Here is a 26,651-nt window from a genome sequence, read left to right on the forward strand (position 1 = left end):
TACTATTGCCGAACCAGCGAACCAGCGAACCAGCTAACAAGCCAACAATCGAATCGAACCTCGCCCCCTACCCACGCAGCCTAAGGCTCACATCGCTACAATAGAGACATGGCAATCATCAACTGTCCCGGCTGCGGCCGGCGAATTTCGGACAAGAGCACGATCTGCGCCCACTGCGAACTACCGCTGGGTGAAATGACGCAAGAGGATGTCAGTCGGCACAAGCGCCGGCGCTGGCGCCGGCGCGTCTGGCAGTCGAAGAACGTAACTTACCTGGCGATGGCCGCGCTGGTGGTCGGCGCCCTGTGGTGGTGGCTGGCCGATCCGCAGGGGTGGACCCTGCCGCCGCCCTACCTGCCGGTCGGCCTGATCGCGCTCGGCGGCCTGGGGTACCTGGCCGGTCGCGCGTGGCTGTTCTGGCTCAGGTTGAAGCGCAACCGCCCGGAATTCTAGCGGCTTCCGGAGAAGCCGGCGCGCGCATCACTCGATGCGCTTGACCTTCAGACGGCGGTTCTGGCCTTCCACGACGAGCTGCCAGGTGCCAAAAAGGCCTGGCCGGATCTCGACCTCCGGTGATTCCATCGGCGGGACGTAGTGCGTGCCGTTTTCGTCCTGCTCCCAGACCATGCCGTTTTCCAGTTCGAACACCGTATCGCCTTGCCAGCCCTCGAAGGTGCCGACGATGCGGCTCTTGATCGGACGCTCGTCGTCGTCGTCGTCGCTGTCAGGCAGGCCGCGGCGATCCGCCGTGGCGGTCTCGCTGTCGCTGCCACTAGCGCGCCTTTGATTGAGCTCACGGGCTTCTTCCTCGGTCAGCGAGCGCTCGCGAATCCACTCGTTGAGCGCGGCCAGCTCGTCTTCGTTGAGCTTGTGCAGGCCGGTCTCCATGTACTCCTCGCCTGTCATGCGCTCCTCCAGCGAGGAGAAGTCGTCCTGTGCCGCTGGGGCGGTGCAGAAGGCGAGCGCGATCATCGCGATGCTGAAACGAATGACGGCAATGGGCATTTCTGGAATCTCCCGGTTCGATTCTTGATCAGGTTGGTGGGCGAATATTAACACCGTCACCGATCCTGCCCCATTGCAGCTCGTCGCTCGTGGCAACAAATCGGCGTGCAGTTAGTCGGGGCTGCCCGCGGGCGACAGGGGGCGAGCCCTGAATGGGGGCACGATGGATGACGGGGTTCGTCGTGCTCTTACAGGTCGTGCTTGTAGCGCACGTAGGGAATGCGACCGTAGACGCTTTCGAGCGGATCTTCAAGCGAGGCTTCGGCGCTGGGCTCGTCGGCCCGGGGGGCCGAGTCCATGACATTGCTCACGCCGACGGACAGCGAGGCGTTGCGTTGCGCGTGCCAGGAGAACTCCAGGTCGAAAGAGTTCAGGGTCGACGGTGCCTGATCGGCACCCATCCACAGAGGCAGTTCACGATGATGGCCGAGCATTTCCCCGCTGAAACTGCCGCGGCGCCATCCCAGCAGGAACTGGGCGCTGTTGCTGTACTGCATGTCATTCTGAAGTTCGCGTGGCTGGGCGGTCATGCCCAGCTCGGCCAGGCTCATGCGCTGGCGATAACGCGCCAGCTGCAGCCCGACCAGGAACTCACCGACGCGCTCGGTCTGGAGGCCGAAACTGACGTTGACGTCCAGGCCCTCGACGGCGCCCTCCGGGGTGCCGGCGGCGCGCTGGCGGGCAAGCAGCTCGGGGGCGAGATCGTAGGCGAAGGCGCGCTCGGCGCTGCCGTCGGCATCATCACCGCGAAAGGCGCTAATGCCCAGCTGCAGGCCGGGTGCGGCCATCCAGTCGCCGGAGACCTGCAGGAGGTTGACCGAGTCGCTGGGCAGGGGCTGGTCGACAAAACGACAGTCCTGCGCCAGGTAGGAATTCATGGTCATCGTGCCCTGGCTGCACTGGATGTGCGCCAGGCTGGCGGTGTTCATCTGCCATGCCTTCAGCGACCAGGAGAAAGCGCCGTCATCGCCGTCGTTATCGGCCGGGCCGCGGCGGTTCGACAGCGGCATGGCCAGCGACAGGCGCGGGGAATCGCCGGGCAATCCCAGCGGGGAACGATCGGCGATGACCTGGAGGACCGGCGCATCGGTCGAGGCCGGCGTGGCGGCGTTCTCGTCGGGCACAATCGACCACGGCACATCATCGCCCGTCTGGGCTTGGGCCCCGGCGGCGAGCAGCGCTGTCACAATTGCGATGTGCTTGAGGCGACCCATTTCCCTCGTATCCGATAGAAACGACCAGATTGCCCCTCTTTGACGTCGCTGGCCCGGTAAAGTTTTCGCTAATTTATAGTTTAGCAAAGCTTGGCGCAGGATGCACTCGCAAAAAATAACGCAAGTTCCCGGAATCCCCGCAATTGTTCGGGAATCGATCGCGCTTTGCCACGTTCCGGCGGCGGCGCGATGATCCGGTCTTGCCCCGCACCAGCCAGGGGACGGTAAAATGTGCGGCTTTCCCGCCCACATTACAAGCAGGCAGCAGAAGTTTCATGACCCAGCCCAGCCAGGATCGCCGCCAACTCGCCAACGCCGTACGGGCCCTGTCCATGGACGCCGTCGAGCGCGCCAACAGCGGCCACCCGGGCATGCCCATGGGCATGGCCGATATCGCCGAGGTGCTCTTCAACGACCATCACAAGCACAACCCAGCCAACCCCGACTGGTGGGACCGCGACCGTTTCGTCGTCTCCAACGGCCACGGCTCGATGCTGCTCTACAGCGTGCTGCACCTGACCGGCTACGACCTGCCGATGGAAGAGCTCAGGAACTTCCGCCAGCTGCATTCCATGACGCCGGGCCACCCCGAGCGCAAGGACGCGCCGGGCGTGGAGACCACCACCGGCCCGCTGGGGCAGGGCCTGGCCAACGGCGTCGGCATGGCGCTGGCCGAAAAACTGCTGGCCGCGCGCTACAACACCGACGAGCACACCATCGTCGACCACCACACCTGGGTGTTTGCCGGCGACGGCTGCCTGATGGAAGGCATCTCGCACGAGGCCTGCTCCCTGGCCGGCACGCTCGAGCTGGGCAAACTGGTCGTCTTCTATGACGACAACCAGATTTCCATCGACGGCGACACCGACGGCTGGTTCAACGACGACACCCCGGCGCGCTTCAAGGCTTACGGCTGGCACGTGGTCGAGGACGTCGACGGCCACAGCGCCGAGGCCGTCTCGGCCGCCATCGACCGAGCCGTGGCCGTCCATGACAAGCCCACGCTGATCTGCTGCAAGACCACCATCGGCTTCGGTGCCCCCAACAAGGCCGGCACCGCCGGCGTGCACGGCGCCGCCCTGGGCGAGGACGAAGTCGCCGCCGCCCGCAAGCAGCTGGGCTGGGACTACGAGCCTTTCGAGATTCCCGACGCCATCCGCGCCGGCTGGGACGCGCGCGAGAAAGGCGCGGCTGCCGAGCAGGAATGGAACGAGCGTTTCGAAGCCTACAAGGCCGCCCACCCGGACAAGGCCGCCGAGTTCGAGCGGCGCATGAAGGGTGAACTGCCGGACGACTTCGACGGCCTGGTCGAAAAGGTGCTGGCGAAGATGCAGTGCGACGACAAGAAGGTCGCCACCCGCAAGGCCTCGGGCGCCAGCATCGAGGCATTCGCCCCGCACCTGCCCGAGCTGATCGGCGGCTCGGCCGACCTGACCGGCTCGAACAACACCAACTGGTCCGGCAGCGTCGACGTGCTCGACGACGCGGCCAACGGCAACTACATCTACTACGGCGTGCGCGAGTTCGGCATGACCGCCATCGTCAACGGCCTGTACCTGCACGGCGGCTTCATTCCTTATTCGGGCACCTTCCTGGTGTTCAGCGACTACGCGCGCAACGCCGTGCGCATGTCCGCGCTGATCCCCACCGGCGCCATCCACGTCTATACGCATGATTCGATCGGCCTGGGCGAGGACGGCCCCACGCACCAGCCGGTCGAGCACACCACCAGCCTCCGCATGATCCCCAACCTGGACGTCTGGCGCCCGGCCGACAAGGTCGAAACCGCCGTCGCCTGGGCCGAGGCCCTCAAGCGCCGCAAGGACCCGACCGCGCTGGTGCTCACCCGCCAGGGCCTGCCGCACCTGGAAAAGGACGAGCAGCAGATCAAGGCGATCACCCGGGGCGGCTACATCCTCAAGGAGGCCGAAGGCGGCCAGCCCGAAGCCATCCTCATCGCCACCGGCTCGGAAGTCGGCCTGGCCATGGAAGCCGCCGAGCAACTGGCGCAGGACGGCAAGAAAGTCCGCGTCGTCTCCATGCCCAACCCCGGCCGCTTCCTCGAACAGGACGAGGCCTATCGCGAATCCGTGCTGCCAGCCGCCATCACCGCCCGCGTCGCCATCGAAGCCGGCGTCACCTACTACTGGTGGCCCTTCGTCGGCCAGCACGGCAAGGTCATCGGCATGGACACCTTTGGATCGTCCGCGCCCGCGGAGGATTTGTTCAAGGAGTTCGGTTTCACCACCGAGGCGGTTGTCTCCGCCGTCCGCGAAGTGCTCTAGCAGGCTTTGCGGGCGGTAGCCGTTATCACGCAGAGCCGCTGAGGAGCGGAGCCGCAGAGGAAAACAAAAGAGCGAGAAGGCGGGCTGAGGCCCGCCTTTTTCATTGCTGCTCAGTTGGAGTTCTCGGCTGGTTCAGAATCTGAGGCGTCTTCAGGAATCCCATTTTCTTTTTTCTCTCGCTGTTTTCCCTCTGCCCCTCCGCGGCTCTGCGTGGCAACCCCACGGCACCAAGCCCGAATAACCCCATAAGTTGGCCCGCAGGCCCGCACCGCAGTACAATTAGCGGATTCCCCAAATCCAAGACTTGCGGAGACTCCAGTCATGTCCATCAAGGTTGCCATCAACGGCTACGGCCGCATCGGCCGTAACGTGCTGCGCGCGCTCTATGAAGCCGATCGCACCAGCGAAATTCAGATCGTCGCCATCAACGACCTGGCCGACGTCGAAACCAACGCCCTGCTGACCAAGCGCGACACCGCGCACGGCCAGTTCCCGGGCGAGGTCTCGGTCGAGGGCGACCACCTGGTGGTCAACGGCGACAAGATCCGCGTGCTCGCCGAGCGCGACCCGGCCAACCTGCCCTGGGGCGAGATGGGCGTCGACGTGGTGCTCGAGTGCACCGGCATCTTCGCCAGCAAGGACAAGGCTTCGGCCCACCTGAAAGGCGGCGCCCGCAAGGTGCTGATCTCCGCGCCGGCCGGCAAGGACCTGCCGACCATCGTCTACGGCGTCAACCACGGCATCCTCACGGCCGACGACGACATCGCCTCCAACGCCTCGTGCACCACCAACTGCCTGGCCCCGCTGGTCAAGCCGCTGCACGAAGCGGTGGGCGTGGAATCGGGCCTGATGACCACGATCCACTCCTACACCAACGACCAGGTCCTGACCGACGTCTATCACAAGGACCCGCGTCGCGCCCGTGCCGCCGCCATGAACCAAATCCCGACCAAGACCGGTGCGGCCGCGGCCGTCGGCCTGGTCATGCCCGAACTCGACGGCAAGCTCGACGGCTACTCCATCCGCGTGCCGACCATCAACGTCTCGGTGGTGGACCTGTGCTTCATTGCCGGCCGCGATACCTCGGTCGACGAAATCAACGACGCGGTCAAGAAGGCGAGCGAAGGCGAGCTCAAGGGCATCCTCGGCTACAACACCGAGCCGCTGGTTTCGAGCGACTTCAACCACGACCCTCGCTCGTCCATCTTCGACGCCACCCTCACCAAGACCGCCGGCCGCCTGGTCAAGGTCTTCTCGTGGTACGACAACGAGTGGGGCTTCTCCAACCGCATGCTCGACACCGCGCTGGAGATGGCCAAGAAGTAAGCGTCCCGTGTCGTCCCGGAAGCCGCCAAGCGGCTATCCGGGACCTCGCGCTCACCAGATTGGCACGGCCTGCCTTATCGGCACCGATGATGTGCGAGATCCCGGATAACGGCTACCGCCGTTTCCGGGATGACAGTAGGAGATGTCGTCCCGGCCCCCGAGCCGGGACCTGCAAAAAAGGCCCGGTAAATCGCCGGGCCTTTTCGCATGCGGGTTTTGACTGGGCGTGGGAGCGATCTCCAGGTCGCGACAAACCATCAGCCGGGCAGTGCCCCTCGCGGCGAAGCCGCCCCGCACTGCTGCAAGGCCGCCGAACCAGCCAACAAGCTAACCAGCCAACCGGTACCGTCAGAGTTTCCGCCCGAGCCTCTTCTCCGCAATCCGCCGCTCCATGTTCTGGAAGGGCAGGCGAATGACCTCGTAGGCCATCAGCCCCTGAAACACCAGGCCCAGCCCGACGCCGCCGAACACGATGTACAGCAACGGCTTGTCGAATCCCCAGCTTGCAAAGAAAACGGTCGCCAGGATGAAATACACCACCACGCCGCTCAGGAAGTCCTTGACCCCCTTGGCGTATTCCATGGCCTCGATCTCGTCTCGCTTGATTTCTTCTTTTTCAGTCATGTCGTCTTGCTCCGAAGTGAAAGTTGAACAGTCCACCTCGAATACCGCCGCCAATGCCTTGGCCGTCTCCAGACTCGGTTTCTGCCCGCGCTCGAGCCGCTGAATGGTGCGTACCGTCACGCCGGTGAATTCAGCCAGCTGATCCTGCGACCAGCCGTTCCGGAGCCTGAGTTTTCGGACAATCATGGGCGGTTCCTTTGGTTTCGAGGTGGTCTCATCCTCGCTTCGGGCCGAGAAATTGAACACGACACCAACCCGAAATGTACCCGAAACCACCCCGACATGCCCCCGTGTCGCCCCGGCCTCCCCAATCTGTCGTCCCGGAAAGCGCAAAGCGCTTATCCGGGACCTCACGCGCCGAAATTTGGCACGGCCCGGCTTGGCCCCCGATGATGTGCGCGACCCCGGATAACGAATCCCGCCGTTTCCCGAACCCCGAACCCCGAACCCCGAACCCGAAACAACCCTTGAGCAACACCCCACCCCTCTCTAAACTGGCGCCATAAACGAGCCCCCAACAAGCCAACCAGGAAACCAAAAGATGAAAACCCTCGACCAGGTCGATATCCAAGGCAAACGCGTCCTCATCCGCGCCGACCTCAACGTGCCCATCCGCAACGGCCAGGTCACCTCGGCGGCGCGCATCGAAGCGGCCCTGCCCACCATCCGCCAGGCCGTCGACGCCGGCGCGGCCGTCATGGTCATGTCCCACCTCGGCCGCCCGGAAGAGGGCGGCTTCGATGAGGAATTCACCCTGGCCCCGGTGGCCGACAAGCTCGGCGAAATGCTGGGCAAGACCGTCGAACTCAAGCGCGACTGGATCGACGGCGTGGACGTCGACAAGGGCCAGGTCGTCCTGCTCGAGAACGTCCGCTTCCTGAAAGGCGAAAAGGCCAACGACGACGAGCTGGCCAAAAAGATGGCGAGCCTGGCCGATGTCCTGGTCTTCGACGCCTTCGCCACCGCCCACCGCGCCCAGGCCTCCACCGAGGGCGTGATTCGTCACAGCAAGGTCGCCTGCGCCGGCCCGCTACTGGCGCGCGAAATCGAGTCCCTGGAAAAAGCCCTGGCCGAGCCCGAGCGCCCGATGGTCGCAATCGTCGGCGGCGCCAAGGTATCCAGCAAGCTCACCATCCTCGAGGCGCTGATCGACAAGGTCGACCAGCTCATCGTCGGCGGCGGCATCGCCAACACCTTCCTGGTTGCCGCCGGCTACGACGTGGGCGGCTCCCTGTACGAGAAGGACCTGGTCGACACCGCAAAGGAACTGATCAAGCGCGCCGAGGACAAGGGCGCAGCCATCCCGCTACCTTCCGACGTCCTCACAGCCGAACGCTTCCACGAAGACGCCCACGCCACGCTGAGATCCGTCGGCCGCGTCCGCAAGGAAGAAATGATCCTCGACATCGGCCCCGAGTCCGCCGGCAAGCTCGCCGGCATCGTCCGCCAGGCCGGCACCGTCGTCTGGAACGGACCGGTCGGCGTATTCGAATTCGAGGCGTTCCACTCCGGCACCCAGGCCATTGCCCACGCTGTGGCAGCCTGCAAGGGATTCACGCTCGCTGGCGGCGGCGATACCATCGCGGCGATCGAGAAGTTTCATGTGGCGGATCGTATTGATTACATTTCGACGGCAGGTGGGGCGTTCTTGGAGTATGTTGAGGGAAAGGAATTGCCGGCCATAGAGGCACTAAATTCTTAATTGTTTCATTACGAGAATAGGGGCGAGTATGGATGTTGGCATAGATCAGAAATATAAATTCCTAAACTCTCTTTCGGAAGATGAGTTTAGGGAGAAGGTGGTGAGGCGGCTTTATCGCCGGGTCGGCTACTCGGATGGTCGCGATCTGGATGGCCCGGAAGAGCTGGGGAAGGACGCGGTGTTTTACGAGATAGATAGCTTTGGTGAGAAGCGCCACATGTTTCTCCAAACGAAGATTGGCAATATCAATATGGCAGCAAAAGCCAGTACAAACATTGCCAACATTGTGGCTCAACTTAGGACAGCGCTTGAAACCCCATTCAAGTGCATTTCAACCAAAAGCGATATCTATGCTAAAGAAGTAATCTTCTGTACGTCGGGCAGAATGAATGAGAAGGCAAGGGAATATGTCTTGGGGCAAGTTAGAGACGCCCGGCTTCGCTTCCAAGATCGAGACGACTTAATTCCCCTTATTGACAAGCATTGTCCAGAGATATGGATCGGTATTGAAACCGATCTATATCCATATCTACGTGCCCTATCAAACACTTTCGGTAATGTTGGGAATCTTAATAAATCAAAGAAGGGAAACCTGGTTGCGGCATTGGATTTTGATCAACAAATAGATCTTCACCTAATGAAGCGGACCGTCAATCCGCGGAGAAGGGTCGGCCAAATTAAGGATGTCATCGAAACTAGAGATTTCACCAGTACAAGTTTTATAGAGCATTTGCCATCTAGGGCGCTCATTACTGGTGACGCAGGAAGCGGGAAGACCGAGCTTGTTAAGAGGGTAGCCTATTCTCTGGCGCGCATGAGCGTAGGCAAAAGTAGAAATGCCAAGATCCCTCTTGTTGCCGAAGCGTGTGAGTTAGTCGGGGACTCGAATAAGACTCTTGAGACTCTCATGAACGACATAGCGAAGGATATATGTGAGTCTGATAACGATGTTTTTTCGTCAGAAGATCTAGATGAGGGGCGTTTAGTTTTTCTGATTGATGCCGTTGATGAGATCGGCTCCTCTCAGGATATAGATCTCCTGATGAAATCCATCGCAGATTTCATGAAGAAGTTCCCGAATAACAGCGTAATTGTGAGCAGTCGGCAGATTCAACACGTTCTGAGATCGCTTCGTGCACTGAACTTTGAGCAGTACGAAATAATGCCTCTTGAATTTAAGCAGGCTGAGAGGATCCTCAAGAAAATACAAAAGAAAGAAACCATACCTGCTTCCGAAACCCAAGAAACACTGCGAAGAATAAACTCCATCCATGGCATCGAATTGAATCCGTTATTGGTTTCCATATTCATTGCAACTAATAAACTTGTGAGGTCTGATGTCCCTGCAAACATTACGGAGCTCTTCAAAAAGTATACAGAGCTCATGTTGGGGCGATGGGATGAGTCGAAGGGCGTTGAGCAGCAGTATCAAGCGCCTTTAAAAGACAAGCTTTTATGTGGATTCGCGTTTATGCTCCACCGACAAAATCGGGTTGAGTTCCGTCGTCCTGAGATGGAGGCATTTTTCCTGGATGCATTGGAGCAGATTGGCCAGGAGGCTGATGCTTCCATTCTTTTGGAAGAGACGCTAATTAGGTCTGAGCTCTTTAAGGAAGAGCGAGGTAAGTTTAAATTTAGACATCATATGTTGCAGGAGTTTTTCGCGGGCCGAGGCGTAACTGGTGCGGCGGAGCTGGTCCCATTAGTCAAGGAGGAGTGGTGGCAAAACGCCGTGGTCTTTCACTTTGGTGAGAGGCCGCAGTCAGCAAAGCGTATAGTCGATACGTTGCTTGAGTCTAACGGGCACGCAACCTGGCAGTCTATTGTGACTATAGGCCTTGCGATTCAGACATGTTATATGTCAGATATTGCAGATAGAGTTGAGGTCTGGAAGTACTGCGTAGAATCACTATTCCCTATATTTGCCGATCGGTTCAAAGAGCTCGAAGAAGCACGGTATCCGACCGTTGACTTTATGATGGACTACTTGTTGACTCGAGATGCTGTTGCGCTGTCTGTTCTTAACAAGTCAATTGAAAATATAAATGAATGGCAACAAGAGGCGTCAAGTGATTCTGCGGAAATGGAGTCGCGTCAGTTTTGGGCGTGTGTCGGATTGCTTGAGTCGGGAAACGTGCGGGAAGCCTTGGAAAGGGTTAGAGGTGGAAGTATTTCAGATCAACGATATCTTCTTGCTCTTCACTTTGGCGCCAGGCTCGCGTCCGGGGTCCGCTATCTTGAGGCGTCGGAACGGAAGAATGCTGAGTGTCTTGCTGATGAAATTGAGCCGAAAATTCGCGACCTTATCCAAAAGGCTATACAAGAATTTCGGGGGAATCTCCTGGAGATTCGTAAGGGAGAGGTCAAAGCCATTGACGGCGAGGTCACAGGTTCTGAATAGGGAGCAAAAACCGGGAAGAGCCAGAGCGCCCACGATTCTTCCGGCGAACTGAACGGAAGGCAACCGGCTGGGCTTTTTAAGCTGCTGGTATTGAAGCCGAAGAGGCAGCGATTGGGTGATCAGTTGGCGGTCTACGGCCGACTTCGCGCAGGTGGGCACGTGGCTCGTCCGGATCAGTCGGATATACAGGTCAGGGAGCGCTACCAGGGGGCAGGCTGTTCGCCTTGCTCGTTCAAGGCGAACTCCTTGGAAACACCTTTCATCCACGCATGACGGCATTCCGCACTCGCTCCTTGCGCCTGTCGCGCAAACCGCAACTGCTCCATTGCCTATGCTGATGGCCGAGGTCTGCTGCTTTCAGCATTAGTGCTTCCACCTCTTTTGTGGTTGAAGGCCTTTCGTCTACAGGTAAACGATTGCGACGATTGCCCGCTTGCTCGAATTTGCGTACACGCTAGGGTAAAGCTCGTCGTATATTGTGACGAAGCGATCGCTTCCCCCACGACACGCAGGGCTTTCCCGATGCCAACCGAGCCAAGCTCTCCTCGCTCCAGAACGATTCCAGGCTCGGCTCTGGTTCCATATCTTGGTGTAGCGTTCTTGATCACCTGGTGTGTGATCGGCGCCTATATTCTGTTGCCGGACCTGGCCGCCGGAATGTTCGGCCCGATCAGCGGGTCGCATCCCCTGTACTTCCTCGCTACCTGGTCGCCGGCCATCGCTGCTTTCTGGGTGGTCTATCGGTATGGCGGTCTGCCGGGCATCCGCGCGTTTTGCTCCCGGCTATTGATGTGGCGCGGGTCCTGGCGCTGGGCGGTCTTCATCCTGCTCGTGCTGCCGCTCGTTTTCGTCGCCGGCTCGTTCATCAAGGGCGGGCCGGTGCTTGCGCCCATGCCGCCCGAGGGTGTGGGGCCGGTCCTGGCCATCCTGTTCATGATGCTCTTTCTCGGCCCGATCGAAGAATTCGGCTGGCGCGGTGTGATGCAGCCGGTGCTTCAACGGCACGTCGCACCGATCTGGGCGGGTCTCATCATCGGCGCGACGTGGGGGATCTGGCATCTCCCGGCCTTTTTCCTCGCCGGGGTCGTCTTCGCCGACTGGAGCTTCCTGCCCTTTTTTATCGGGAATGTCACATTGGGGGTGCTGGTCACACCGATCTTCAACAGCGCGCGGGGCAGTCTACTCTGGCCGATGCTGTTTCACTGGCAGCTGAACAATCCGTTCTGGCCGGACGCGCAGCCGTGGGATACATGGATTCTGGTGGCCGTGGCGGTCATCGCCGTCTGGTGGCACCGAGACACGATGTTCAGCCGCAAGGGCGCGGTGACCACCGTGATCCCGCCCACGCGCGCCGGCGAGCCACGACCCACGGGCTAGCTCAGCTGGCGGAGGATTCGCATGTCACGGTGTGCTTTTCGGAAAGCGGATGGCTGTCACCTCCGCCAGGAAGAAGGGAAAGTAGTCATCGGTGCCGTACAGGTTGCCGGCCTCGACGTGGAACGGAAGCCTGTAGCCATCCACCTCGCGGAAATCCGACATGACGGCCCCGAACGGCTGCAGCCGGTGGACCTTGTCCGGGTTGGCGTTGCTCCATCGCTGGAAAGCAACCTCAATCGGGCGGCCGTCTTGGTCGACCGTGACATTGACGGCCTGCTCGAGGTCGCCGTGTGTGACCGTAACGCGGGCGGTGTCCTCGTCCACGGCCGCCCATGTAACGTCCGGCCCGGGTAGTAGGGCCGCAGGCGACCAGATCATGGCCTCGCCCACATAGCGCCCGAAGGCCGAACGGGTATGGTCAGGATCGCCGCCAAGCCGCGCCACGGGAATCAGGCCAAGAATCCGAAAGCGCGTCCAACGCCCGGAATCGGATCCGGAGATCGGCATGCCGTCGCGCGTGCGCATCGCCCAGACGAAACCCCCGGGTGCCGCCAGGATCTGGTTCGCTGCCATTGGCTGGTAGCGGGGGTCCTGCTTGCTGCCGAGGCTGAACTGCCCGCGCATGTCGATCTCGACCACCGGCAGTATCGGCGTGCCCGGTCGAATCACATAGCCAAAATACCGGCGTGCCGGCTCGGGCAGGTCGGCGACCATCTCCGGATCAAAGCGCTCTGGCGTGGCGGGCTGTAGCGCCGCGAGCCTTTGCCATTCAGCGCTATCCGAGCGCCGATCCATCATCAGCAGGACCACCAGCGCCACGGCGCCGACGAGGAGACAAACCAGGATTGCAGCAACGATCTTCATCTTGGGTGCACCATCCCGAAGGCACGCTCGTTATAGTAGCGCTGATCCGTCCATGCTGCGGCGAGCGAAAAAGCCAGGACACTCACGATTTGTCCCGCGCATTGGGCCTCACTGGGTCCAGATGGGTGTTGGCAATTGCTGGAATTGAAGTTGAGGTGGCAGCTCTCGCTGCTGATGAGATGCTGAGTTCGCTCGCTTGGCTGAGATAATGGCTTTCGAGGATGCCCCTGACAGGATTCGATCAGGGCTCCCGTTAGTAGAGTGACCACACCTTCGGGGCCTTGCACCTCGAAGCTGATTTGTTCGCACACCCTGGAGACAACATGCCAATACGTCGACTGGCTGATGGCTGGTTATTGCCCGTTCTATCCTGCGCCCTGCTTGCCGGTTCCGGAATCTTTCTTGCGCCCGACGCTGTTGGCGAGTCACCGGTGACCTTCGTTGCACCCGAGGCTTCCGATGGCGACTTGTTGGGGACGGCGGTGGCGGTGGATGCCGGTCGCTTACTGGTGGGTGCCTCGTCCACCGACCTGGCGCGCGATGATGTCGGTGCAGCCTACCTGTTCAGTGCGGGCGGCGACGGTGCCGTGGAGTTGGCGGCAACGTTGGCGGCCGACGATGGCGAGCTGGCCGATGCCTTTGGCGCGGCGGTTGCCATCAGTGGCGATTCAATCCTCATCGGCGCGCCGCGCGTCATGTTGGGAGAGCTCAATGAGGGCGCCGCCTACCTGTTCGAGCGCGAGGGCGAGCAATGGCATCAGGCGGCCAAGGTTCACCGCGAAAGCCCCGGAAAGAACGACATGGCCGGCGTGGCCGTCGCGCTCGATGGCGCGCTGGCGGTGATCGGGGCGCCCGGCGCCGATGCCGCTGGCAGCGATTCCGGCGCCGCGCTGGTCTACGAGCGCAGTGCGGATGGCTGGAAGAAAGTCGTGGAGCTGACGCCGGAGTCCGCCGGCGAGCGCTTCGGCTCGGCCGTTGCCGTCGATGGGGATCGAATTCTGGTCGGTGCCAGCGGCAACGTGCCGGCCAAGGATTCCCCCGGCAGCGCCTACCTGTTCGAGCGCAACGGTGGCCAATGGCAACAGGCTGCGCGGCTGACGCCCTCGGATGGTGCCGGCGGCGACGGCTTTGGCGATGCCGTGGCCCTGGCCGGTGACCGTGCGCTGGTGGGCGCGCGTTTTGCCGACCTGGGCGGCAGCGACGAGGGTGCGGCCTACGTTTTCGAGCAAGACGGTGAGAGCTGGCGGGAGATCGCAAAGCTCACCGCGCCGGAACCGTCCGATCGTGACCAGTTCGGTCATGCCGTGGCGCTGGCCGATGACTTGGCCGTGGTGGGGGCACCGCGCGTGGATGAACCCGAGCGCGATACCGGCGCGGCCTGGGCATTCGCCCCGGGTGAGGAGGACTGGATACTGCAGAAGCGGCTGGCGCCTTCGACGCCGGGTGCCTACGACCGGTTCGGGACGGCGCTCGGTGCAGGCGGCGGTCTGATTGTCGTCGGCGCGCCGGAGGATATCCCGGAAGACGCCGAGGGCGAAGTGGTTACGGGAACGGCGACGTTGTTTGCGAACCCTCGCTGAAGTGGCGCGAAGTGTTACCTTGAGCCGGTGACGATGATCCCCTTCCCCGCTAAAGGCATCCTGCAATGACGCATACCCCGCACGAACTGGCCGAGGAATTTCCCGAGTACGCGGAAACGATCCACCAGCTGAAGGAAACGGATTCCCACTTCAGGAAGCTGGCGGACGAGTATCACACCGTCAATCGGCAGGTTCATCGGATGGAGACCGAAGTCGAGGCCGTCAGTAGCGACACCGAGAAACACGCCCGCGAACGCCGTGTGCATCTCAAGGACCAGATTGCGCAGTACCTGAATCGCCACGCGAGCTGACGGCTCGAGCAAACCGGACGGTCAGCATTCTGCGCGTCACCGCGAACGGCCGCCTCCCGCGATCGGCCGTTCGCACATTACAAATCGTAGGTATGTCCGCCGCAGTTTCCAACCCGACGGCCCGCGTCAGTAGGTGAGGACGTCCGTCTCCGGCTGGTCCATCAGGCCGGCGATTTCCGGCGGCTTGGCGACGGTGACGCCGTCGATCAGATCGGCTTCGGTGTACTCGCTGTTGGGTAGGAACAAGGCACATACCTGAACGGCGGTACCTTTTTTCATAAGGCCCATCAGGAGATCCTTTGGCGTCATGTCGCGCGGTGCCAGCGAGTCCGGCTGGTAGTCCTTGATCGCCAGTTGTCCAGCCTGGTCGCACAGCAGAACATGAATGGAATTGCCGCGGGCCTCGAGCGCGGTGGCCAGCACCAAGGCCATGCCCTGGGTCTGGAGCGAATCGCTGGAAAGAATGACCAACTTGTCGACTTCGGGCTGGGCCGGCTGCTCGGCAGCACCGCCAAAGCTGACGGCCAGGAAAGCGGAAAGGGTCAGAACCTGCAGGGCTCGGATCAAGGACATTGCATGCACTCCTTATCTAGAGGAACTATATATTAGCACATACTTATGTAATTGGAGGTTTCTATCGTTAAGAAACCTGGGATGCCTTTTACCTATCGCCATCATCTGAAAATCAGATTGGTCCCGGCTCCGCACTCCTGTATATTAGATCTACCTAATTTTACGCGGTGGACAGCTAGCAACGGCCTTACCGCCGCAACCGATACCCCGAACTGGAGAAGTGAAGATGGCGAATGAAGGCAAGTGCCCCGTAATGCACGGTGGCAACACGGCCGTGGGCAATTCCAATATGGAATGGTGGCCCAAGACCCTGAACTTGGACATCCTGCACCAGCACGACACCAAGACCAATCCCCTGGGCCAGGACTTCAATTATCGCGAAGAGCTCGAGAAACTCGACGTCGACGCGCTGAAGAAAGACCTCGCCGAGTTGATGACCGACTCCCAGGACTGGTGGCCGGCCGACTGGGGTCACTACGGCGGCCTGATGATCCGCATGGCCTGGCACGCGGCCGGTACCTACCGCGTGGCCGACGGTCGTGGCGGCGGCAATACCGGCAACCAGCGTTTTGCGCCGATCAACAGCTGGCCCGACAACGCCAACCTCGACAAGGCGCGGCGCCTGCTGTGGCCGATCAAGAAGAAGTACGGCAACAGGATTTCCTGGGCCGACCTGATCATCCTGGCCGGCAACGTGGGCTACGAGTCCATGGGCTTCAAGACCTTCGGATTCTCCTTCGGACGCGAGGACATCTGGCACCCCGAAATCGACACCTACTGGGGCTCGGAGAAGGAATGGCTGGCGCCGAGCGACAACCCGGAAGGCCGCTACACCGGTGACCGCGAATCGCTCGAAAATCCCCTCGCCGCGGTGATGATGGGCCTGATCTACGTCAACCCCGAGGGCGTCGACGGCAATCCCGACCCGCTCAAGACCGCGCGCGACATGCGCGTGACCTTCGAGCGCATGGCGATGAACGACGAGGAAACCGTGGCCCTGACCGCCGGCGGTCACACCGTGGGCAAGTGCCACGGCAACGGCGATGCCGCCAAGCTGGGCCCCGAACCGGAAGCCGCCGACGTCGAAGAGCAGGGCCTGGGCTGGAACAACCACGTCACCCGCGGCATCGGCCGCGATACCGTCACCAGCGGTATCGAAGGCGCCTGGACCACGCATCCGACGAAGTGGGACAACGGCTACTTCGCCCTGCTGCTGAATTACGACTGGGAGCTTAAGAAGAGCCCGGCTGGCGCCTGGCAGTACGAGCCGGTCGACATTGCCGAAGAGGACATGCCGGTCGACGTCGAAGACCCCTCGATCCGCCTGAATCCGATCATGACCGACGCCGACATGGCGCTGAAGGTCGACCCGGAATACCGCAAGATCTCCGAGAAGCTCTACAACAACCCCGAGTACTTCGACGAGGTGTTCGCCCGAGCCTGGTTCAAGCTCACCCACCGCGACCTGGGCCCGAAGTCGCGCTACATCGGCCCGGAAGTGCCGGATGAGGACCTGATCTGGCAGGATCCGGTGCCGGCCGGCAGCACCGACTACGACGTCGACGCCGTCAAGGCGAAGATTGCCGAGGCCGGTCTGTCGATCGGCGAGATGGTCGCCACCGCCTGGGACAGCGCGCGCACCTTCCGCGCTTCGGATTACCGCGGCGGTGCCAACGGCGCGCGCATTCGCCTGGCGCCGCAGAAGGACTGGGAAGGCAACGAGCCCGAGCGCCTCGCCCGCGTGCTGTCGGTGTATGAAAAGATCGCCGCCGATACCGGCGCCAGCGTGGCCGACGTGATCGTGCTCGGCGGCGGCGTCGGCATCGAGCAGGCCGCCAAGGCGGCCGGCCACGACGTCACTGTGCCGTTCGCGCCGGGACGCGGGGACGCCACCGACGAGCAGACCGACGCCGATTCCTTCCAGTACCTCGAGCCCCTGGCCGACGGCTATCGCAACTGGCAGAAGAAGGACTACGTCGTCACACCCGAGGAAATGATGCTCGACCACACCCAGCTGCTGGGCCTGAGTGCGCCGGAGATGACGGTGCTCGTCGGCGGCATGCGGGTGCTGGGCACCAACCACGGCGGCACCGCGCACGGTGTGTTCACCGACCGGGAAGGTCAGCTGACCAACGACTTCTTCGTCAACCTGACCGACATGAACTACCGCTGGGTGCCCAAGGGCAGCAACCTCTACGAGATCCGCGATCGCAAGAGCGACGAGGTCAAGTGGACGGCGACCCGCGCCGACCTGGTGTTCGGCTCGAACTCGATCCTGCGTTCCTACGCCGAGCTCTACGCCCAGGACGACAACCAGGAGAAGTTCGTCGAGGACTTCATCGGCGCCTGGAACAAGGTGATGAACGCAGACCGCTTCGACCTGGCCTGATCCACGATCCGGACAAATCTGCCAGACCTTCTACCCCGGCGCCGGTGACGGTGCCGGGGTTTTTGTGCTGGCACCTGGCGGCCTATCGTTGCTTCACTAGCTGTTCGATCATCCAGGCCCGTTCGCCTTCCGGCTGGGGCGGTAGCTGGATGGCTTTTTCCGGCGTACCGTGGAACTCGGCTAGGTAAGCCGCCAGGGCGTATTGCTCGGTGCCGGGCGTGACGAAGTCGATGGTCACGTTCGGATAGTCCAGCCCGACGAGATTGCGTCTTTGCGGGTCGCTGAGCCCGCGCAGGGGATAGCCGTCGCCGCAGGGTGACAGTTCCTGATCCTGGCGATCCGGTAGCGGCACGCACTGGGCGAGGAAGGCCAGCGAGATCACGCGGAAGCGCTGGTCGGGATCGCCCACCCAGTCGCCGCCACTGATCAGTTGCGTGATCGTGCCGTCGGGTGCCGCCACGGCCAGGTCGCGCACGCGCTCGCCGTTGCTGTCGGCACCCTGGTTGATATCGCCCTTTCCGGGTTTCAGCGGTTGCCGGGCCGGGCGCGACGGGTCGTAGGCCACTCGCAGCCCGGCAAACTGCGGGAACCAGCCCGGCGTGGCGCCGGGGGCGACGCCGGAGACGCCGTATTCCATGATGTCGTAGAGCTCGCCCGCGGTCAGGGTCAGGCCGACCAGCTCGCCGTTGAAGGCCAGGGCGGTTTCCAGGTCCAGGCGCGAGATGCTGCCTTCGGGGCGGAAGCGGTTGCCGGCCGGCGGCCCCAGCCGGACGGTGCTGGCATCCCGGCTGCCCGGCGGTACGCGCACTTCGCCGATCGGGCCGCGGATGCCGCCGCCGTTGCGGAAGGCCATCACCGCCTCGGGTTCTTTTTTGCGTCCCAGCCAAAGCGTGGATTGGGCCCACAGGCGGCCCAGGTTGGTCTCGCGCGTTCGCACCATGGTCCGGCGACCGTCCAGGAAGCGATCGGTGTAGCCGAGCACGTGGCCTTCCTTGGCCTCCAGCGTGCGCCAGAACGCGTCGCGGATGGCCACGACCTCGGGCATGGGTTCGGCGCCGCGGTCTTCGATCATCGATGTCTTACTGGCCCAGACACCCGCGCGGCTGTCATCGAGATGCTCGAGTTCGATAACGCCCTCGGCGTCGAAGCGGAGCAACAGACGGCCCAGGTATCGGTAGTCGCCGTCGGTGTTGACCAGCAGCACGGGTTCCTCCAGGGGGGATCGATAGACCACCGGATAGTCATCCACGGCCACGTCGCCGGGATGCAGCCGGCTATCGGAATCGGCCAGGATGGTGTTGGAGCCGCCGCCGATGACGACATCCACGTGTCCGAGTCGCTCGGCCAGGGCCCGCTCGACATCGAGCTGTTGCATGTGCGCGGCCAGGATGATGATGTCCACCCCGTCGGCTGCCAGGTCGTCCACGGCGTCCTGGATGATGCCGGCCAGTGCGTCGATATCGTCGGCGTCTGCCGGGCGGACACCGATCCCGCCGGTGGAGGTAATCCGGTCCAGGGTGGGCGTTGCCGCCCCGACCACGCCGATGCGGCGACCGTCGACTTCCAGCACGGCCGAGCCGGCCAGGCGGCCTTCGATGGCGTCGGCACCCAGCCCGTCCGAACTCACCAGCCCGGCCAGGTTCGGTTCGTCGGAGAAATCCAGGTTGGTCGCCAGCCAGGGAAAGCGCGAGCCCGGCCAGCCATCATCGTCGGGCTGGATGATCCCGGCGAACTCCTCGGGGCCGCCGTCGAGGTCGTGGTTGCCCACGGCGCTGACGTCCACGTCCATGGCATTGAGGAAGGCGATCTCACCGCGGCCCACGCCCGGCGAACCGATGGTCTCGGCCATGCTGGGATCGTTGCTGGCCTGATACAGCGGTCCGGAAACATAGTTGTCGCCGGAGCTGATCAGGAGCGTGCGCTGCGGCATTTCGGCGCGAAAGGCAGAAACCAGCGCGGAGAATTCCGCCACGTGCTCCAGTGCCTGCGTGCCGCCGCCATCGACGTCGGCGAAATGCAGCAACTGCAGCTCCAGCCGCTCGGCCGGCGCATCGTCGATCGGCTCGGGCCGGCGCTCGGGCTGACTGCAGGCGATCAGGCCGGCCGCCACTGTGGCTAGGGTCAGGGTACGAAACGCATCACGCAGGGAAAACGACATGCAAACCTCGGCCGGGGAATTCAGCGGGCCATTCTTTGATTTCGAAGCCCGAATTGTAAGCGCCAATCGGGCTCCTTTTCTGCTGCCGGTCTTCAGGCTTTCTCGCGCAGGAATCGCACCACCACATCGGCAAGCGCTTCGCCCTGGTCTTCCTGAAGGAAATGGCCCGCGTTTTCGATCGTCGGGTGTTCGAGGCCCTGTGCACCGGAGATGAATTTCTGCAGGTACTTTTCGGCGCCGCCGGTGACGGGGTCAGAGTCGCTGAAGGCGGTCAGGAACGGTTTCTGCCACTGGCTGAGCACCTGCCAGGCCCGGCGGTTGGGCAGGGTCTCGGGATCATCGGGGGTGGCCGGCACCAGCATGGGGAACTGGCGCGCGCCTTCCTTGTAGCGCTCGTCCGGAAAGGGCGCGTTGTAGGCCGCCAGGACGTCCTCCGACAGCGGAGCGACGGTGCCGCTCTTGATCACGCCGGCGATATGGAATTCCGGCGTCTCCTGGGAAAACTGCCGCCATTTCTCGAAGGCCGAACCGAGGTCGGTGTCGCCGGTGGGTAGAAAGGTGTTGGCCGCGACCACCGAAGCGAAGCGATCGGGATGGGCGGCCACCAGGCGCAGGCCGATCAACCCGCCCCAGTCCTGGCAAACGAGATGGATGTCCTCGAGCCCGGTCTGGTCCAGGAAGGCCTGCATCCAATCCACGTGGCGTGCAAAGGTGTAGTCGTTGCGGTCGGCGGGCTTGTCGGAGCGGCCGAAGCCGATCAGGTCCGGTGCGACGGCCCGATAGCCGGCGTCGGTAATGATCGGAATCATCTTGCGGTAGAGGTAGCACCAGGACGGCTCCCCGTGCATCAGCAGGACCACCGGCGCGTCTTTCGGGCCTTCATCAAGGTAGTGCAGGCGCAAGTCGCCGCCCTCGAAATCGTCCACGTGGATGTAATGGGGCTCGAAGGCGAATTCGGGGAGATTCTCGAATCGGTTTTCCGGGGTGCGCAATACGTCCATTGTTGATTCCTCACCTGAAGTCTGGGCGGGTGTTTATGCGAGCATACCGAATTCAGTCGTACTGATAATTCATTGCCGGAGATTCTGAACCATGGCCAGGACATTGCTGAGCTTGCAGGTGATCCCGAAAACGCCGGATGGCGAAAACGTGATTCCCTACGTCGACCGTGCGATTGCGCTGATCGCCGACTCGGGCGTCAAATACCGCGTCGGCCCCCTTGAGACCACCATGGAAGGCGAGCTGGATGAACTGCTCCAGATCGTCCGCAAGGTGAACGACGACATGGTCGCCGCCGGCTGTCCGAGCGTGATCTCGCAGGTGAAGATCTATCACAACACCGAAGGCGCTTCGATGGATGGATTGACGCAGAAGTACGACGAGTGATGCAGGACTGGCAGTGATTGGCCGGGTGTTGACGATTCGGCCGATTAAGGGGCGCCTTCAGCGAGATCGCCATTACCATCCGGTTCAAGCCATCGGATGGGCCCGTACCAGGCCGTGGCCGGCTGGCCGGCGTTGTCGCAGTCGGTCATGATCGCCAGTGCGTCGATGCTTTCCGGCTCGAGGTCGTGCAGTTGCCTGAAGTCCTCGAGCACGTTGCGCTGTTCGGTCACCCATTCGCCGAGTCGCTCTTTTCCCGAACGAATCGCAACCATCATGAACTGGCCGGCGAAGGCGTTTTCCCAGGTCGCGCCCGCGGGCTGCGCGCTGGCCCATACGTAGTTGATCGCGCGGCTTCGAAAAGCGGGCCAGCGCTCCGCGATGACGTAGACGCGAGCCGGGTAGTCATCGCCGTCTTTCCGTGTTTCATCGACACCGGAGTAAAGGGTGTCCACGCGCCAGCGCCATTCCAGCACCGGTGCGTCGGCCAGGCGGTGTTCGCGTTCCAGTACGAATCCGGACGCGGTGGATTCGCTGCAACTCGCCCGAACTGCCGCGTGCCCGGCGCCGGCCTCGTCGGCCGTCGCCAGGACGTAGTGCGTCTGGCCTTCAAAGGACTGCTCTTTCCAGCCGAGGATATCGGCCGGGTGATAGTCCTCAGCCGCCACGGCCGGCGACAGGACGGCGGCCAGATAGAGAGAAACGTATTTCAAGGCAGCTCGGGAATCTCAGGCTTCCCATGACGTTAGCATGCCGCGGCTGAGTCCGGAGAGTGCCAGAGGCACTCTCCGGAATGCCGGGTTTCGCCCTAGCTCCCTAGATTTCAGCCTCGAAACTGTCTTCGAACAGAAATTCAACCAGGCCGAAGTCAGGCAGGCGGGCCTTTCGTTCGACTTTGCAATCGCTTTTGTCTAATATTGCCGCCACGTGCTCCCAGTCACGGAGAGGCTGGTAGTCTTTTCTGCCTGCCTCCACGGTCCCTCGCGCTGGCCGTCGAATCGGGCGGTTCATTCGACAAAAAGGGGGATCCGTGATGTGGAACTACGTTCGATTCTTTACTGTGCTGCTCGTGGCGGGTTGTCTGACCGCCTTGCTGCCGGCCGACGCCAGGGCGCAGTCAGAAGTCGTGGTCCAGCCCGGCAACCTTTCGGGTTGGACTTTGGCCGTTTCTCCCCCCGACAGCGGCGCTTCCTTCGATTTTGTCAGCGGGCCGGGTGTGCCGCCGCTGGGATTCGGCAGCCTGGGTGCGGAGATTTCCAATTCCGGCACCCGGGTCGTCCTCATGCGCAGCAACGCGCCTTACTCCGGGCAGGCCGTTTCGGGGCTCAACTCACTGTCGATCACGACCTACAATGACGAGGCCGGAGGTTCCTCCGTGGCCGACGGCTGGTATGTCGATCTCTATATCGACAGCGAAAACAACGGCATACCGGATTGTCGACTCCATCAGGCGGCACCACAGCCAACCGGCGACACGTGGGCCACGTATGACCTGCTGGGCGGCACCTGGACCGGTTTCAATAACCTCACCGATCAGCCGGGCTGTGAGGGCTTTTCCGGCACGATTTCCGACTTTGTGGCCGCCTCTCCCAATTCCCTCTTCCTGGCTTTCCCCGATGCATCCGAGCCTGTCGTGCGAATCAGCGTCGGAAACTCCGATAGTGACTATGTCGGTTACAGCGGCAATCTTGATGCCGTCACGATCTCGCATATCGATCTCGAGAACCAAGTCTGGAACTTCGAGCCGCTCTACAAGGTTGGCGGTATCGTCTCCGGGCTGAACCCCGGATCGGAAGTGGAATTGGCGCTCAATGAAGCGCAGCTTCTCACCGTCGACTCGCCCGGGACGTTCGAGTTTCCCGACGGGTTCCTGATCGATACCGACTACGAAGTCACCGTCGAGACGCAACCGGATATGCCGCAGCAGATCTGCGCCGTGACTGAAGGCAGCGGCACTTTAGTCAGTGGCGATGTCGACGATGTTCAGGTCGACTGCACTACGGTGACGTTCACCGTCGGTGGCACGGTTTCCGGTCTGGCGGGGGACCAGGTGGTATTGCAGAACAACGGCGGCGATGATCAGGTTCTGACTGCCGACGGCAGCTTCACCTTCGCCGCGCAGGACGATGGCAGTGATTACGACGTGGCGGTGGCGATTCAGCCCGTCGACCCCGCCCAGACCTGTAGCGTCGCCGAGGGTGCGGGCACGCTCTCCGGTGAGGATGTGACCGACGTCGAGGTCACCTGTACGACCGACCAATTTACGGTCGGCGGCACCGTTTCGGGGCTGGAAGGTAATCAGGTTGTGCTGCAGAACGACGGCGGGGCAGACCTGGCAATTACCAGCGACGGCCCGTTTGCCTTTCCACCGCAGGACGACGGAACGGCTTTCGATGTAACTGTTCTGGCGCAACCGGATGGCCGGTTCTGTTCGGTAAACAACGGCGACGGCACGCTGGCCGGTGCGGACTTCGATGGCGCGATGGTCAACTGTGTGGCCATCGAGCTGAGCCTGAGCCTGAACGAGATCGACTTCCCCGAACTTCTCATTGGGCAAAGTGAGCAGCAGTCCCTGACGCTGCTCAATTCCGGCGCTGCCAACCTGGTAATCGACAGCTTCGGCGCACCAGCCGCGCCTTTTTCCGTGGACGACTCAGCCTGCAGTCCCCTGCCGCTGACCCTGGCGCCGGGTGAATCCTGTACGTTGCTCGTGAGCTTCTCGGCGACTCAGGCGGGTCGCTTTGAGGACGGGGTCGAGATCGTAAGCAACGCCGGCTCGTCACCCGATTCGATCGTTCTGCGAGGGAGCGTTCTCGCGCCGCTTCCGATCCCGGTTCTGACCTGGCCGGGCATTGCGGCACTGGTCTTTCTGACGCTGGCGATGGCGGCAAGAAGGGGTCGTTCAGCATACTGAGCAAGCAGGCCTGCGGTGCCGAAGTTCTGGTTCGCCGGTCAATCCGGCTGTACCGAAAAGCATCACTACATCGGTGCGTTCGAATAGTAGTGCCAGACGAAGATCGCTACCGCGCCGCGATAGGGTCGCCAGGGTTTGGCGACGGCGTCGGTTCGCTTTCGGTCCGGGCGTTTGCGCATGTTCTTGATGCGGTGCAGGCCGGCCTGTATGGCGAGGTCGTCGGCCGGCCAGACGTCGGGGCGGCCCAGCGAGAACAGCAGGAACATCTCCGCGCTCCAGCGCCCGAAACCCTTGAGCCGGGTGATCTGTTCCATGACCTCGTCGTCGGGTAGTTCGGCCAGCGCGGCCGGCACCAGCGAGCCCTCCTGGACGGCCTGCGACAGGCCGCGTGCGTAGCCGATTTTCTGCCGCGACAGGCCGAGTGAGCGCAGGTCCTCGTCGCTCATGGCCAGCACCCGCTCCGGCCGGAAGTCGCCTTCCAGCGCGGCTTCGACCCGGCCGAAGATGGTGGCGGCCGCTTTTGTCGACAGCTGCTGCCCGACGATGATTCTCAGAAAGTGCTCGAAGCTGGGCTCGCCCATGCGGCGCTCCGCGGGATAACCCACTTTCTCCAGCGCAGCGGCAATATGCTTGTCGCGCCCCGCGATTTCGTCCAGGGCGCTTTCGAGATGGTCAGACGTCAACTGAAATTGCAATTCGAGCACTCATTAATTGGTTGCCACGCCCACGATTCTATCCTCGGAGGCGGCAACGGATGTCCCGGGCGCGCTATGCTGAAGCCGAAAGCAGCAGGAGATTTTGTAATGTCGCCGTGGGTTTCAAAGTTGCTGCCCGTCGCGCTGGTCGCCGGCCTGCTGGCAGGCTGCGCTGGTGGTGTACCTGAACAGCAAGGGGAAACCGCACCCGCGCCACCGGCGGATGAGCCCGCGGAGGATGTGTCGAACACCGCTTCTAAGCAGGGCCGCGACGCGGCGACACCGCTGTTCGATAGCGAGGAGGACGAGGTCGACTATTACATTAGTCGACTGCCTGATCGCGATTTCGTCGAAACCTACGGCGGAGAGGAGCATCCGCGGCCCTGGTATATCGCGGCGGAGCGGTTGGGGCAGATCGGCGAGCCGGCCATTCCCGCGCTGGTCTCCAGGCTCGACACAGAGGATGAGTACGAGTTGATGCTGGTGCTCTATGCACTGATGCTCGCCTCCCAGGACCCGACACTGATGGCTGAAACCGGTAGCGACTATGTCGAGTTGGGCACCGTACTGGACCCGCGCTACAACGGCGAGAACCTCGCCATTGCCCGTGCCTGGTGGGAGCGCCATGGCTGGCGCTGGCAGGAAACGTGACCGTTTCACGTTTGGATAAGGACGCACACCCGGGTAACCCTCATGCCAGAGAGCAAGCACGACGAAGGTCGAGAGACCGCCGAAGCATCCGAATCCTCGCGCGACGACGCGCCGCCGCAGCATGGCGGCACGGATAGCTATCTGGATCACGTCCGGTCCGTGTTCTCTTCTCCGGACGAAGCACTTCTGTTCTGACAGCGGCCACGGTGCTTTGCCAATTCACCTGATGAGTTCGGTCCTCGGTATCATCTCCGCATTGTGATCTCGACGATTACGAGGATACCCATCGCATCTGCTCGGGTTGCGGCATGATGCGTCCGGCACTCGTCTTGCTCCTGAGCGTTGTCGCGCTGGTCGCGTTCGCGGCCAATTCCATTCTCACGCGTGCGGCGCTGTCCGGCACCTCGATTGATCCGGTCAGTTTTACCGCCGTGCGGATTGCATCGGGCGCCGTGATGCTGTGGCTTGTCGTTCGCTTCCGTGCCCCGGGCGCTGAAGGCCGCGGCAGTTGGGCTTCGGCGCTGGCCCTGTTCGGTTACGCCATTGCCTTCTCGCTGGCCTATCGCTCGTTGACGGCCGCGACCGGTGCATTGCTGTTGTTCGGTGCGGTGCAGGTCACGATGGTTTCCTGGGGCCTGGTTCGCGGCGAGCGGCTTTCCGTCCTCCAGTGGCTGGGTGTGCTGCTTGCGCTGGCCGGGCTGATCTGGCTGCTCTTGCCCGGTCTGTCGGCGCCGCCGCTTCTCGCCGCCGGCCTGATGCTGGCAGCCGGCTGCGCCTGGGGCATCTACACGCTGCGCGCAAAAGGTGCTGGCGACCCCACGCGGGTGACGGCCGCAAACTTTGCACGTGCGACCTTGCCCGCCGTCGGCCTGGGCCTGCTGTTTGCGGGCGACATGTCGTGGGATGGCCGCGGGCTGGCGCTGGCGGTGGCATCCGGTGCGGTGGCCTCGGGGATGGGCTACGCAGTGTGGTACGCGGTGTTGAAGCATATCGGCACCCATACGGCGGCGGTATCCCAACTGACCGTGCCGGTCATCACCGCCATCGCCGGCGTGCTTTTGCTGTCCGAGCCCCTGAGTTGGCCGACGGTGGTCGGCGGCGCCTTCATCATCGGCGGCATTGCCCTGGTGACGCGCCCGCGCTCGGGGTAGCTTGATCGGGTCGGTTCCCGGAGGGGCGTAGAACCCTTGCAACCCTGG

General features: G+C 62.4%; 23 protein-coding genes. 14 read left to right on the forward strand and 9 right to left on the reverse strand.

Features of this window, described 5'->3' with window-relative positions:
• The first annotated feature begins 108 nt into the window (after positions 1–108).
• Positions 109–453: a hypothetical protein gene (locus ACDC66_RS00990; protein WP_376694803.1), complete on the forward strand. Its 345-nt coding sequence runs from the start codon at positions 109–111 to the stop codon at positions 451–453.
• Positions 454–480: 27 nt separating this feature from the next.
• Here ACDC66_RS00990 and ACDC66_RS00995 read toward each other — a convergent pair whose 3' ends face one another.
• Both ACDC66_RS00995 and ACDC66_RS01000 read right to left on the reverse strand, forming a co-directional pair.
• Positions 481–1,005 carry a hypothetical protein gene (locus ACDC66_RS00995; protein WP_376694804.1) on the reverse strand — a complete coding sequence of 175 codons (525 nt, stop codon included), beginning with the start codon at positions 1,003–1,005 and terminating at the stop codon, positions 481–483.
• Between the two features lie 188 nt (positions 1,006–1,193).
• A complete protein-coding gene (locus ACDC66_RS01000) occupies positions 1,194–2,219 on the reverse strand; it encodes a hypothetical protein (protein ID WP_376694805.1) in 1,026 nt (341 codons plus the stop codon).
• Positions 2,220–2,494: 275 nt separating this feature from the next.
• Between ACDC66_RS01000 and tkt the strand changes: the two genes are divergently transcribed.
• Both tkt and gap read left to right on the forward strand, forming a co-directional pair.
• Positions 2,495–4,504 carry a transketolase gene (tkt, locus tag ACDC66_RS01005; protein ID WP_376694806.1) on the forward strand — a complete coding sequence of 670 codons (2,010 nt, stop codon included), beginning with the start codon at positions 2,495–2,497 and terminating at the stop codon, positions 4,502–4,504.
• 321 nt (positions 4,505–4,825) lie between these two features.
• Positions 4,826–5,830: a type I glyceraldehyde-3-phosphate dehydrogenase gene (gene gap / locus ACDC66_RS01010; protein ID WP_376694807.1), complete on the forward strand. Its 1,005-nt coding sequence runs from the start codon at positions 4,826–4,828 to the stop codon at positions 5,828–5,830.
• Positions 5,831–6,178: 348 nt separating this feature from the next.
• Here the strand turns inward: gap and ACDC66_RS01015 are convergent, their stop codons facing one another.
• On the reverse strand, positions 6,179–6,640 hold the full coding sequence (locus tag ACDC66_RS01015) for a helix-turn-helix domain-containing protein (protein ID WP_376694808.1): 462 nt from the start codon (positions 6,638–6,640) through the stop codon (positions 6,179–6,181).
• A gap of 355 nt (positions 6,641–6,995) precedes the next feature.
• Between ACDC66_RS01015 and ACDC66_RS01020 the strand changes: the two genes are divergently transcribed.
• The 3 genes from ACDC66_RS01020 to ACDC66_RS01030 all read left to right on the forward strand — a co-directional run bounded on the left by ACDC66_RS01020 (position 6,996) and on the right by ACDC66_RS01030 (position 11,934).
• The gene (locus ACDC66_RS01020; protein WP_376694809.1) at positions 6,996–8,156 is read left to right on the forward strand and encodes a phosphoglycerate kinase; all 1,161 of its coding nucleotides are present in this window, start codon (positions 6,996–6,998) and stop codon (positions 8,154–8,156) included.
• 28 nt (positions 8,157–8,184) lie between these two features.
• On the forward strand, positions 8,185–10,557 hold the full coding sequence (locus tag ACDC66_RS01025) for an NACHT domain-containing protein (RefSeq protein WP_376694810.1): 2,373 nt from the start codon (positions 8,185–8,187) through the stop codon (positions 10,555–10,557).
• Between the two features lie 600 nt (positions 10,558–11,157).
• A complete protein-coding gene (locus ACDC66_RS01030; protein WP_376694811.1) occupies positions 11,158–11,934 on the forward strand; it encodes a CPBP family intramembrane glutamic endopeptidase in 777 nt (258 codons plus the stop codon).
• 24 nt (positions 11,935–11,958) lie between these two features.
• On the opposite strand, the gene ACDC66_RS01035 is transcribed toward ACDC66_RS01030, so the two are convergent.
• Positions 11,959–12,798 (reverse strand): DUF6544 family protein, encoded by an 840-nt coding sequence (locus ACDC66_RS01035; RefSeq protein WP_376694812.1) that lies wholly within the window; start codon positions 12,796–12,798, stop codon positions 11,959–11,961.
• Positions 12,799–13,121: 323 nt separating this feature from the next.
• Between ACDC66_RS01035 and ACDC66_RS01040 the strand changes: the two genes are divergently transcribed.
• Together ACDC66_RS01040 and ACDC66_RS01045 are read left to right on the forward strand one after the other, a co-directional pair.
• Entirely contained in the window at positions 13,122–14,378 is a 1,257-nt protein-coding gene (locus ACDC66_RS01040) for an FG-GAP repeat protein (RefSeq protein ID WP_376694813.1), read from the forward strand.
• Positions 14,379–14,443: 65 nt separating this feature from the next.
• Positions 14,444–14,689, forward strand: a complete 246-nt coding sequence (locus ACDC66_RS01045) for a YdcH family protein (RefSeq protein ID WP_376694814.1) — start codon at positions 14,444–14,446, stop codon at positions 14,687–14,689.
• 126 nt (positions 14,690–14,815) lie between these two features.
• Here ACDC66_RS01045 and ACDC66_RS01050 read toward each other — a convergent pair whose 3' ends face one another.
• On the reverse strand, positions 14,816–15,262 hold the full coding sequence (locus ACDC66_RS01050) for a hypothetical protein (RefSeq protein WP_376694815.1): 447 nt from the start codon (positions 15,260–15,262) through the stop codon (positions 14,816–14,818).
• Between the two features lie 226 nt (positions 15,263–15,488).
• Here ACDC66_RS01050 and katG point away from each other — a divergent pair, with 226 nt between their 5' ends.
• Complete coding sequence (gene katG, locus ACDC66_RS01055) at positions 15,489–17,651, forward strand: catalase/peroxidase HPI (protein ID WP_376694816.1); 2,163 nt, start codon at positions 15,489–15,491, stop codon at positions 17,649–17,651.
• 82 nt (positions 17,652–17,733) lie between these two features.
• Here katG and ACDC66_RS01060 read toward each other — a convergent pair whose 3' ends face one another.
• Both ACDC66_RS01060 and ACDC66_RS01065 read right to left on the reverse strand, forming a co-directional pair.
• Positions 17,734–19,809, reverse strand: coding sequence for a bifunctional metallophosphatase/5'-nucleotidase (locus tag ACDC66_RS01060; RefSeq protein WP_376694817.1), 2,076 nt, complete (start codon positions 19,807–19,809; stop codon positions 17,734–17,736).
• A gap of 92 nt (positions 19,810–19,901) precedes the next feature.
• Positions 19,902–20,810, reverse strand: coding sequence for a haloalkane dehalogenase (locus ACDC66_RS01065; RefSeq protein ID WP_376694818.1), 909 nt, complete (start codon positions 20,808–20,810; stop codon positions 19,902–19,904).
• 91 nt (positions 20,811–20,901) lie between these two features.
• Between ACDC66_RS01065 and ACDC66_RS01070 the strand changes: the two genes are divergently transcribed.
• Positions 20,902–21,195 carry a thiamine-binding protein gene (locus ACDC66_RS01070; RefSeq protein WP_376694819.1) on the forward strand — a complete coding sequence of 98 codons (294 nt, stop codon included), beginning with the start codon at positions 20,902–20,904 and terminating at the stop codon, positions 21,193–21,195.
• Between the two features lie 44 nt (positions 21,196–21,239).
• Here ACDC66_RS01070 and ACDC66_RS01075 read toward each other — a convergent pair whose 3' ends face one another.
• Positions 21,240–21,905, reverse strand: coding sequence for a DUF3047 domain-containing protein (locus ACDC66_RS01075; RefSeq protein WP_376694820.1), 666 nt, complete (start codon positions 21,903–21,905; stop codon positions 21,240–21,242).
• A gap of 320 nt (positions 21,906–22,225) precedes the next feature.
• On the opposite strand from ACDC66_RS01075, the gene ACDC66_RS01080 reads away from it, so the two are divergent.
• Positions 22,226–24,106 (forward strand): choice-of-anchor D domain-containing protein, encoded by a 1,881-nt coding sequence (locus tag ACDC66_RS01080; protein ID WP_376694821.1) that lies wholly within the window; start codon positions 22,226–22,228, stop codon positions 24,104–24,106.
• A 65-nt stretch (positions 24,107–24,171) separates the two neighbouring features.
• Here ACDC66_RS01080 and ACDC66_RS01085 read toward each other — a convergent pair whose 3' ends face one another.
• On the reverse strand, positions 24,172–24,801 hold the full coding sequence (locus tag ACDC66_RS01085; protein WP_376694822.1) for a DNA-3-methyladenine glycosylase family protein: 630 nt from the start codon (positions 24,799–24,801) through the stop codon (positions 24,172–24,174).
• 108 nt (positions 24,802–24,909) lie between these two features.
• Here ACDC66_RS01085 and ACDC66_RS01090 point away from each other — a divergent pair, with 108 nt between their 5' ends.
• The 3 genes from ACDC66_RS01090 (at position 24,910) to ACDC66_RS01100 (ending at position 26,603) form a co-directional block, all read left to right on the forward strand.
• The gene (locus ACDC66_RS01090; RefSeq protein ID WP_376694823.1) at positions 24,910–25,452 is read left to right on the forward strand and encodes a HEAT repeat domain-containing protein; all 543 of its coding nucleotides are present in this window, start codon (positions 24,910–24,912) and stop codon (positions 25,450–25,452) included.
• Positions 25,453–25,494: 42 nt separating this feature from the next.
• Positions 25,495–25,647, forward strand: a complete 153-nt coding sequence (locus ACDC66_RS01095; protein WP_376694824.1) for a hypothetical protein — start codon at positions 25,495–25,497, stop codon at positions 25,645–25,647.
• 116 nt (positions 25,648–25,763) lie between these two features.
• On the forward strand, positions 25,764–26,603 hold the full coding sequence (locus ACDC66_RS01100; protein WP_376695138.1) for a DMT family transporter: 840 nt from the start codon (positions 25,764–25,766) through the stop codon (positions 26,601–26,603).
• The last annotated feature ends 48 nt before the right edge of the window (positions 26,604–26,651 follow it).

Source organism: Wenzhouxiangella psychrophila (genome assembly GCF_042310375.1).
Taxonomy (GTDB): domain Bacteria; phylum Pseudomonadota; class Gammaproteobacteria; order Xanthomonadales; family Wenzhouxiangellaceae; genus Wenzhouxiangella.

What these genes read in the sequence shown, in the direction of transcription:
- ACDC66_RS00990 (WP_376694803.1), top strand. Translation starts at nt 109, where the DNA reads ATGGCAATCATCAACTGTCCCGGCTGCGGCCGGCGAATTTCGGACAAG.
- ACDC66_RS00995 (WP_376694804.1), bottom strand. Translation starts at nt 1,005, where the DNA reads ATGCCCATTGCCGTCATTCGTTTCAGCATCGCGATGATCGCGCTCGCC.
- ACDC66_RS01000 (WP_376694805.1), bottom strand. Translation starts at nt 2,219, where the DNA reads ATGGGTCGCCTCAAGCACATCGCAATTGTGACAGCGCTGCTCGCCGCC.
- tkt (WP_376694806.1), top strand. Translation starts at nt 2,495, where the DNA reads ATGACCCAGCCCAGCCAGGATCGCCGCCAACTCGCCAACGCCGTACGG.
- gap (WP_376694807.1), top strand. Translation starts at nt 4,826, where the DNA reads ATGTCCATCAAGGTTGCCATCAACGGCTACGGCCGCATCGGCCGTAAC.
- ACDC66_RS01015 (WP_376694808.1), bottom strand. Translation starts at nt 6,640, where the DNA reads ATGATTGTCCGAAAACTCAGGCTCCGGAACGGCTGGTCGCAGGATCAG.
- ACDC66_RS01020 (WP_376694809.1), top strand. Translation starts at nt 6,996, where the DNA reads ATGAAAACCCTCGACCAGGTCGATATCCAAGGCAAACGCGTCCTCATC.
- ACDC66_RS01025 (WP_376694810.1), top strand. Translation starts at nt 8,185, where the DNA reads ATGGATGTTGGCATAGATCAGAAATATAAATTCCTAAACTCTCTTTCG.
- ACDC66_RS01035 (WP_376694812.1), bottom strand. Translation starts at nt 12,798, where the DNA reads ATGAAGATCGTTGCTGCAATCCTGGTTTGTCTCCTCGTCGGCGCCGTG.
- ACDC66_RS01040 (WP_376694813.1), top strand. Translation starts at nt 13,122, where the DNA reads ATGCCAATACGTCGACTGGCTGATGGCTGGTTATTGCCCGTTCTATCC.
- ACDC66_RS01045 (WP_376694814.1), top strand. Translation starts at nt 14,444, where the DNA reads ATGACGCATACCCCGCACGAACTGGCCGAGGAATTTCCCGAGTACGCG.
- ACDC66_RS01050 (WP_376694815.1), bottom strand. Translation starts at nt 15,262, where the DNA reads ATGTCCTTGATCCGAGCCCTGCAGGTTCTGACCCTTTCCGCTTTCCTG.
- katG (WP_376694816.1), top strand. Translation starts at nt 15,489, where the DNA reads ATGGCGAATGAAGGCAAGTGCCCCGTAATGCACGGTGGCAACACGGCC.
- ACDC66_RS01060 (WP_376694817.1), bottom strand. Translation starts at nt 19,809, where the DNA reads ATGTCGTTTTCCCTGCGTGATGCGTTTCGTACCCTGACCCTAGCCACA.
- ACDC66_RS01065 (WP_376694818.1), bottom strand. Translation starts at nt 20,810, where the DNA reads ATGGACGTATTGCGCACCCCGGAAAACCGATTCGAGAATCTCCCCGAA.
- ACDC66_RS01070 (WP_376694819.1), top strand. Translation starts at nt 20,902, where the DNA reads ATGGCCAGGACATTGCTGAGCTTGCAGGTGATCCCGAAAACGCCGGAT.
- ACDC66_RS01080 (WP_376694821.1), top strand. Translation starts at nt 22,226, where the DNA reads ATGTGGAACTACGTTCGATTCTTTACTGTGCTGCTCGTGGCGGGTTGT.
- ACDC66_RS01090 (WP_376694823.1), top strand. Translation starts at nt 24,910, where the DNA reads ATGTCGCCGTGGGTTTCAAAGTTGCTGCCCGTCGCGCTGGTCGCCGGC.
- ACDC66_RS01095 (WP_376694824.1), top strand. Translation starts at nt 25,495, where the DNA reads ATGCCAGAGAGCAAGCACGACGAAGGTCGAGAGACCGCCGAAGCATCC.
- ACDC66_RS01100 (WP_376695138.1), top strand. Translation starts at nt 25,764, where the DNA reads ATGCGTCCGGCACTCGTCTTGCTCCTGAGCGTTGTCGCGCTGGTCGCG.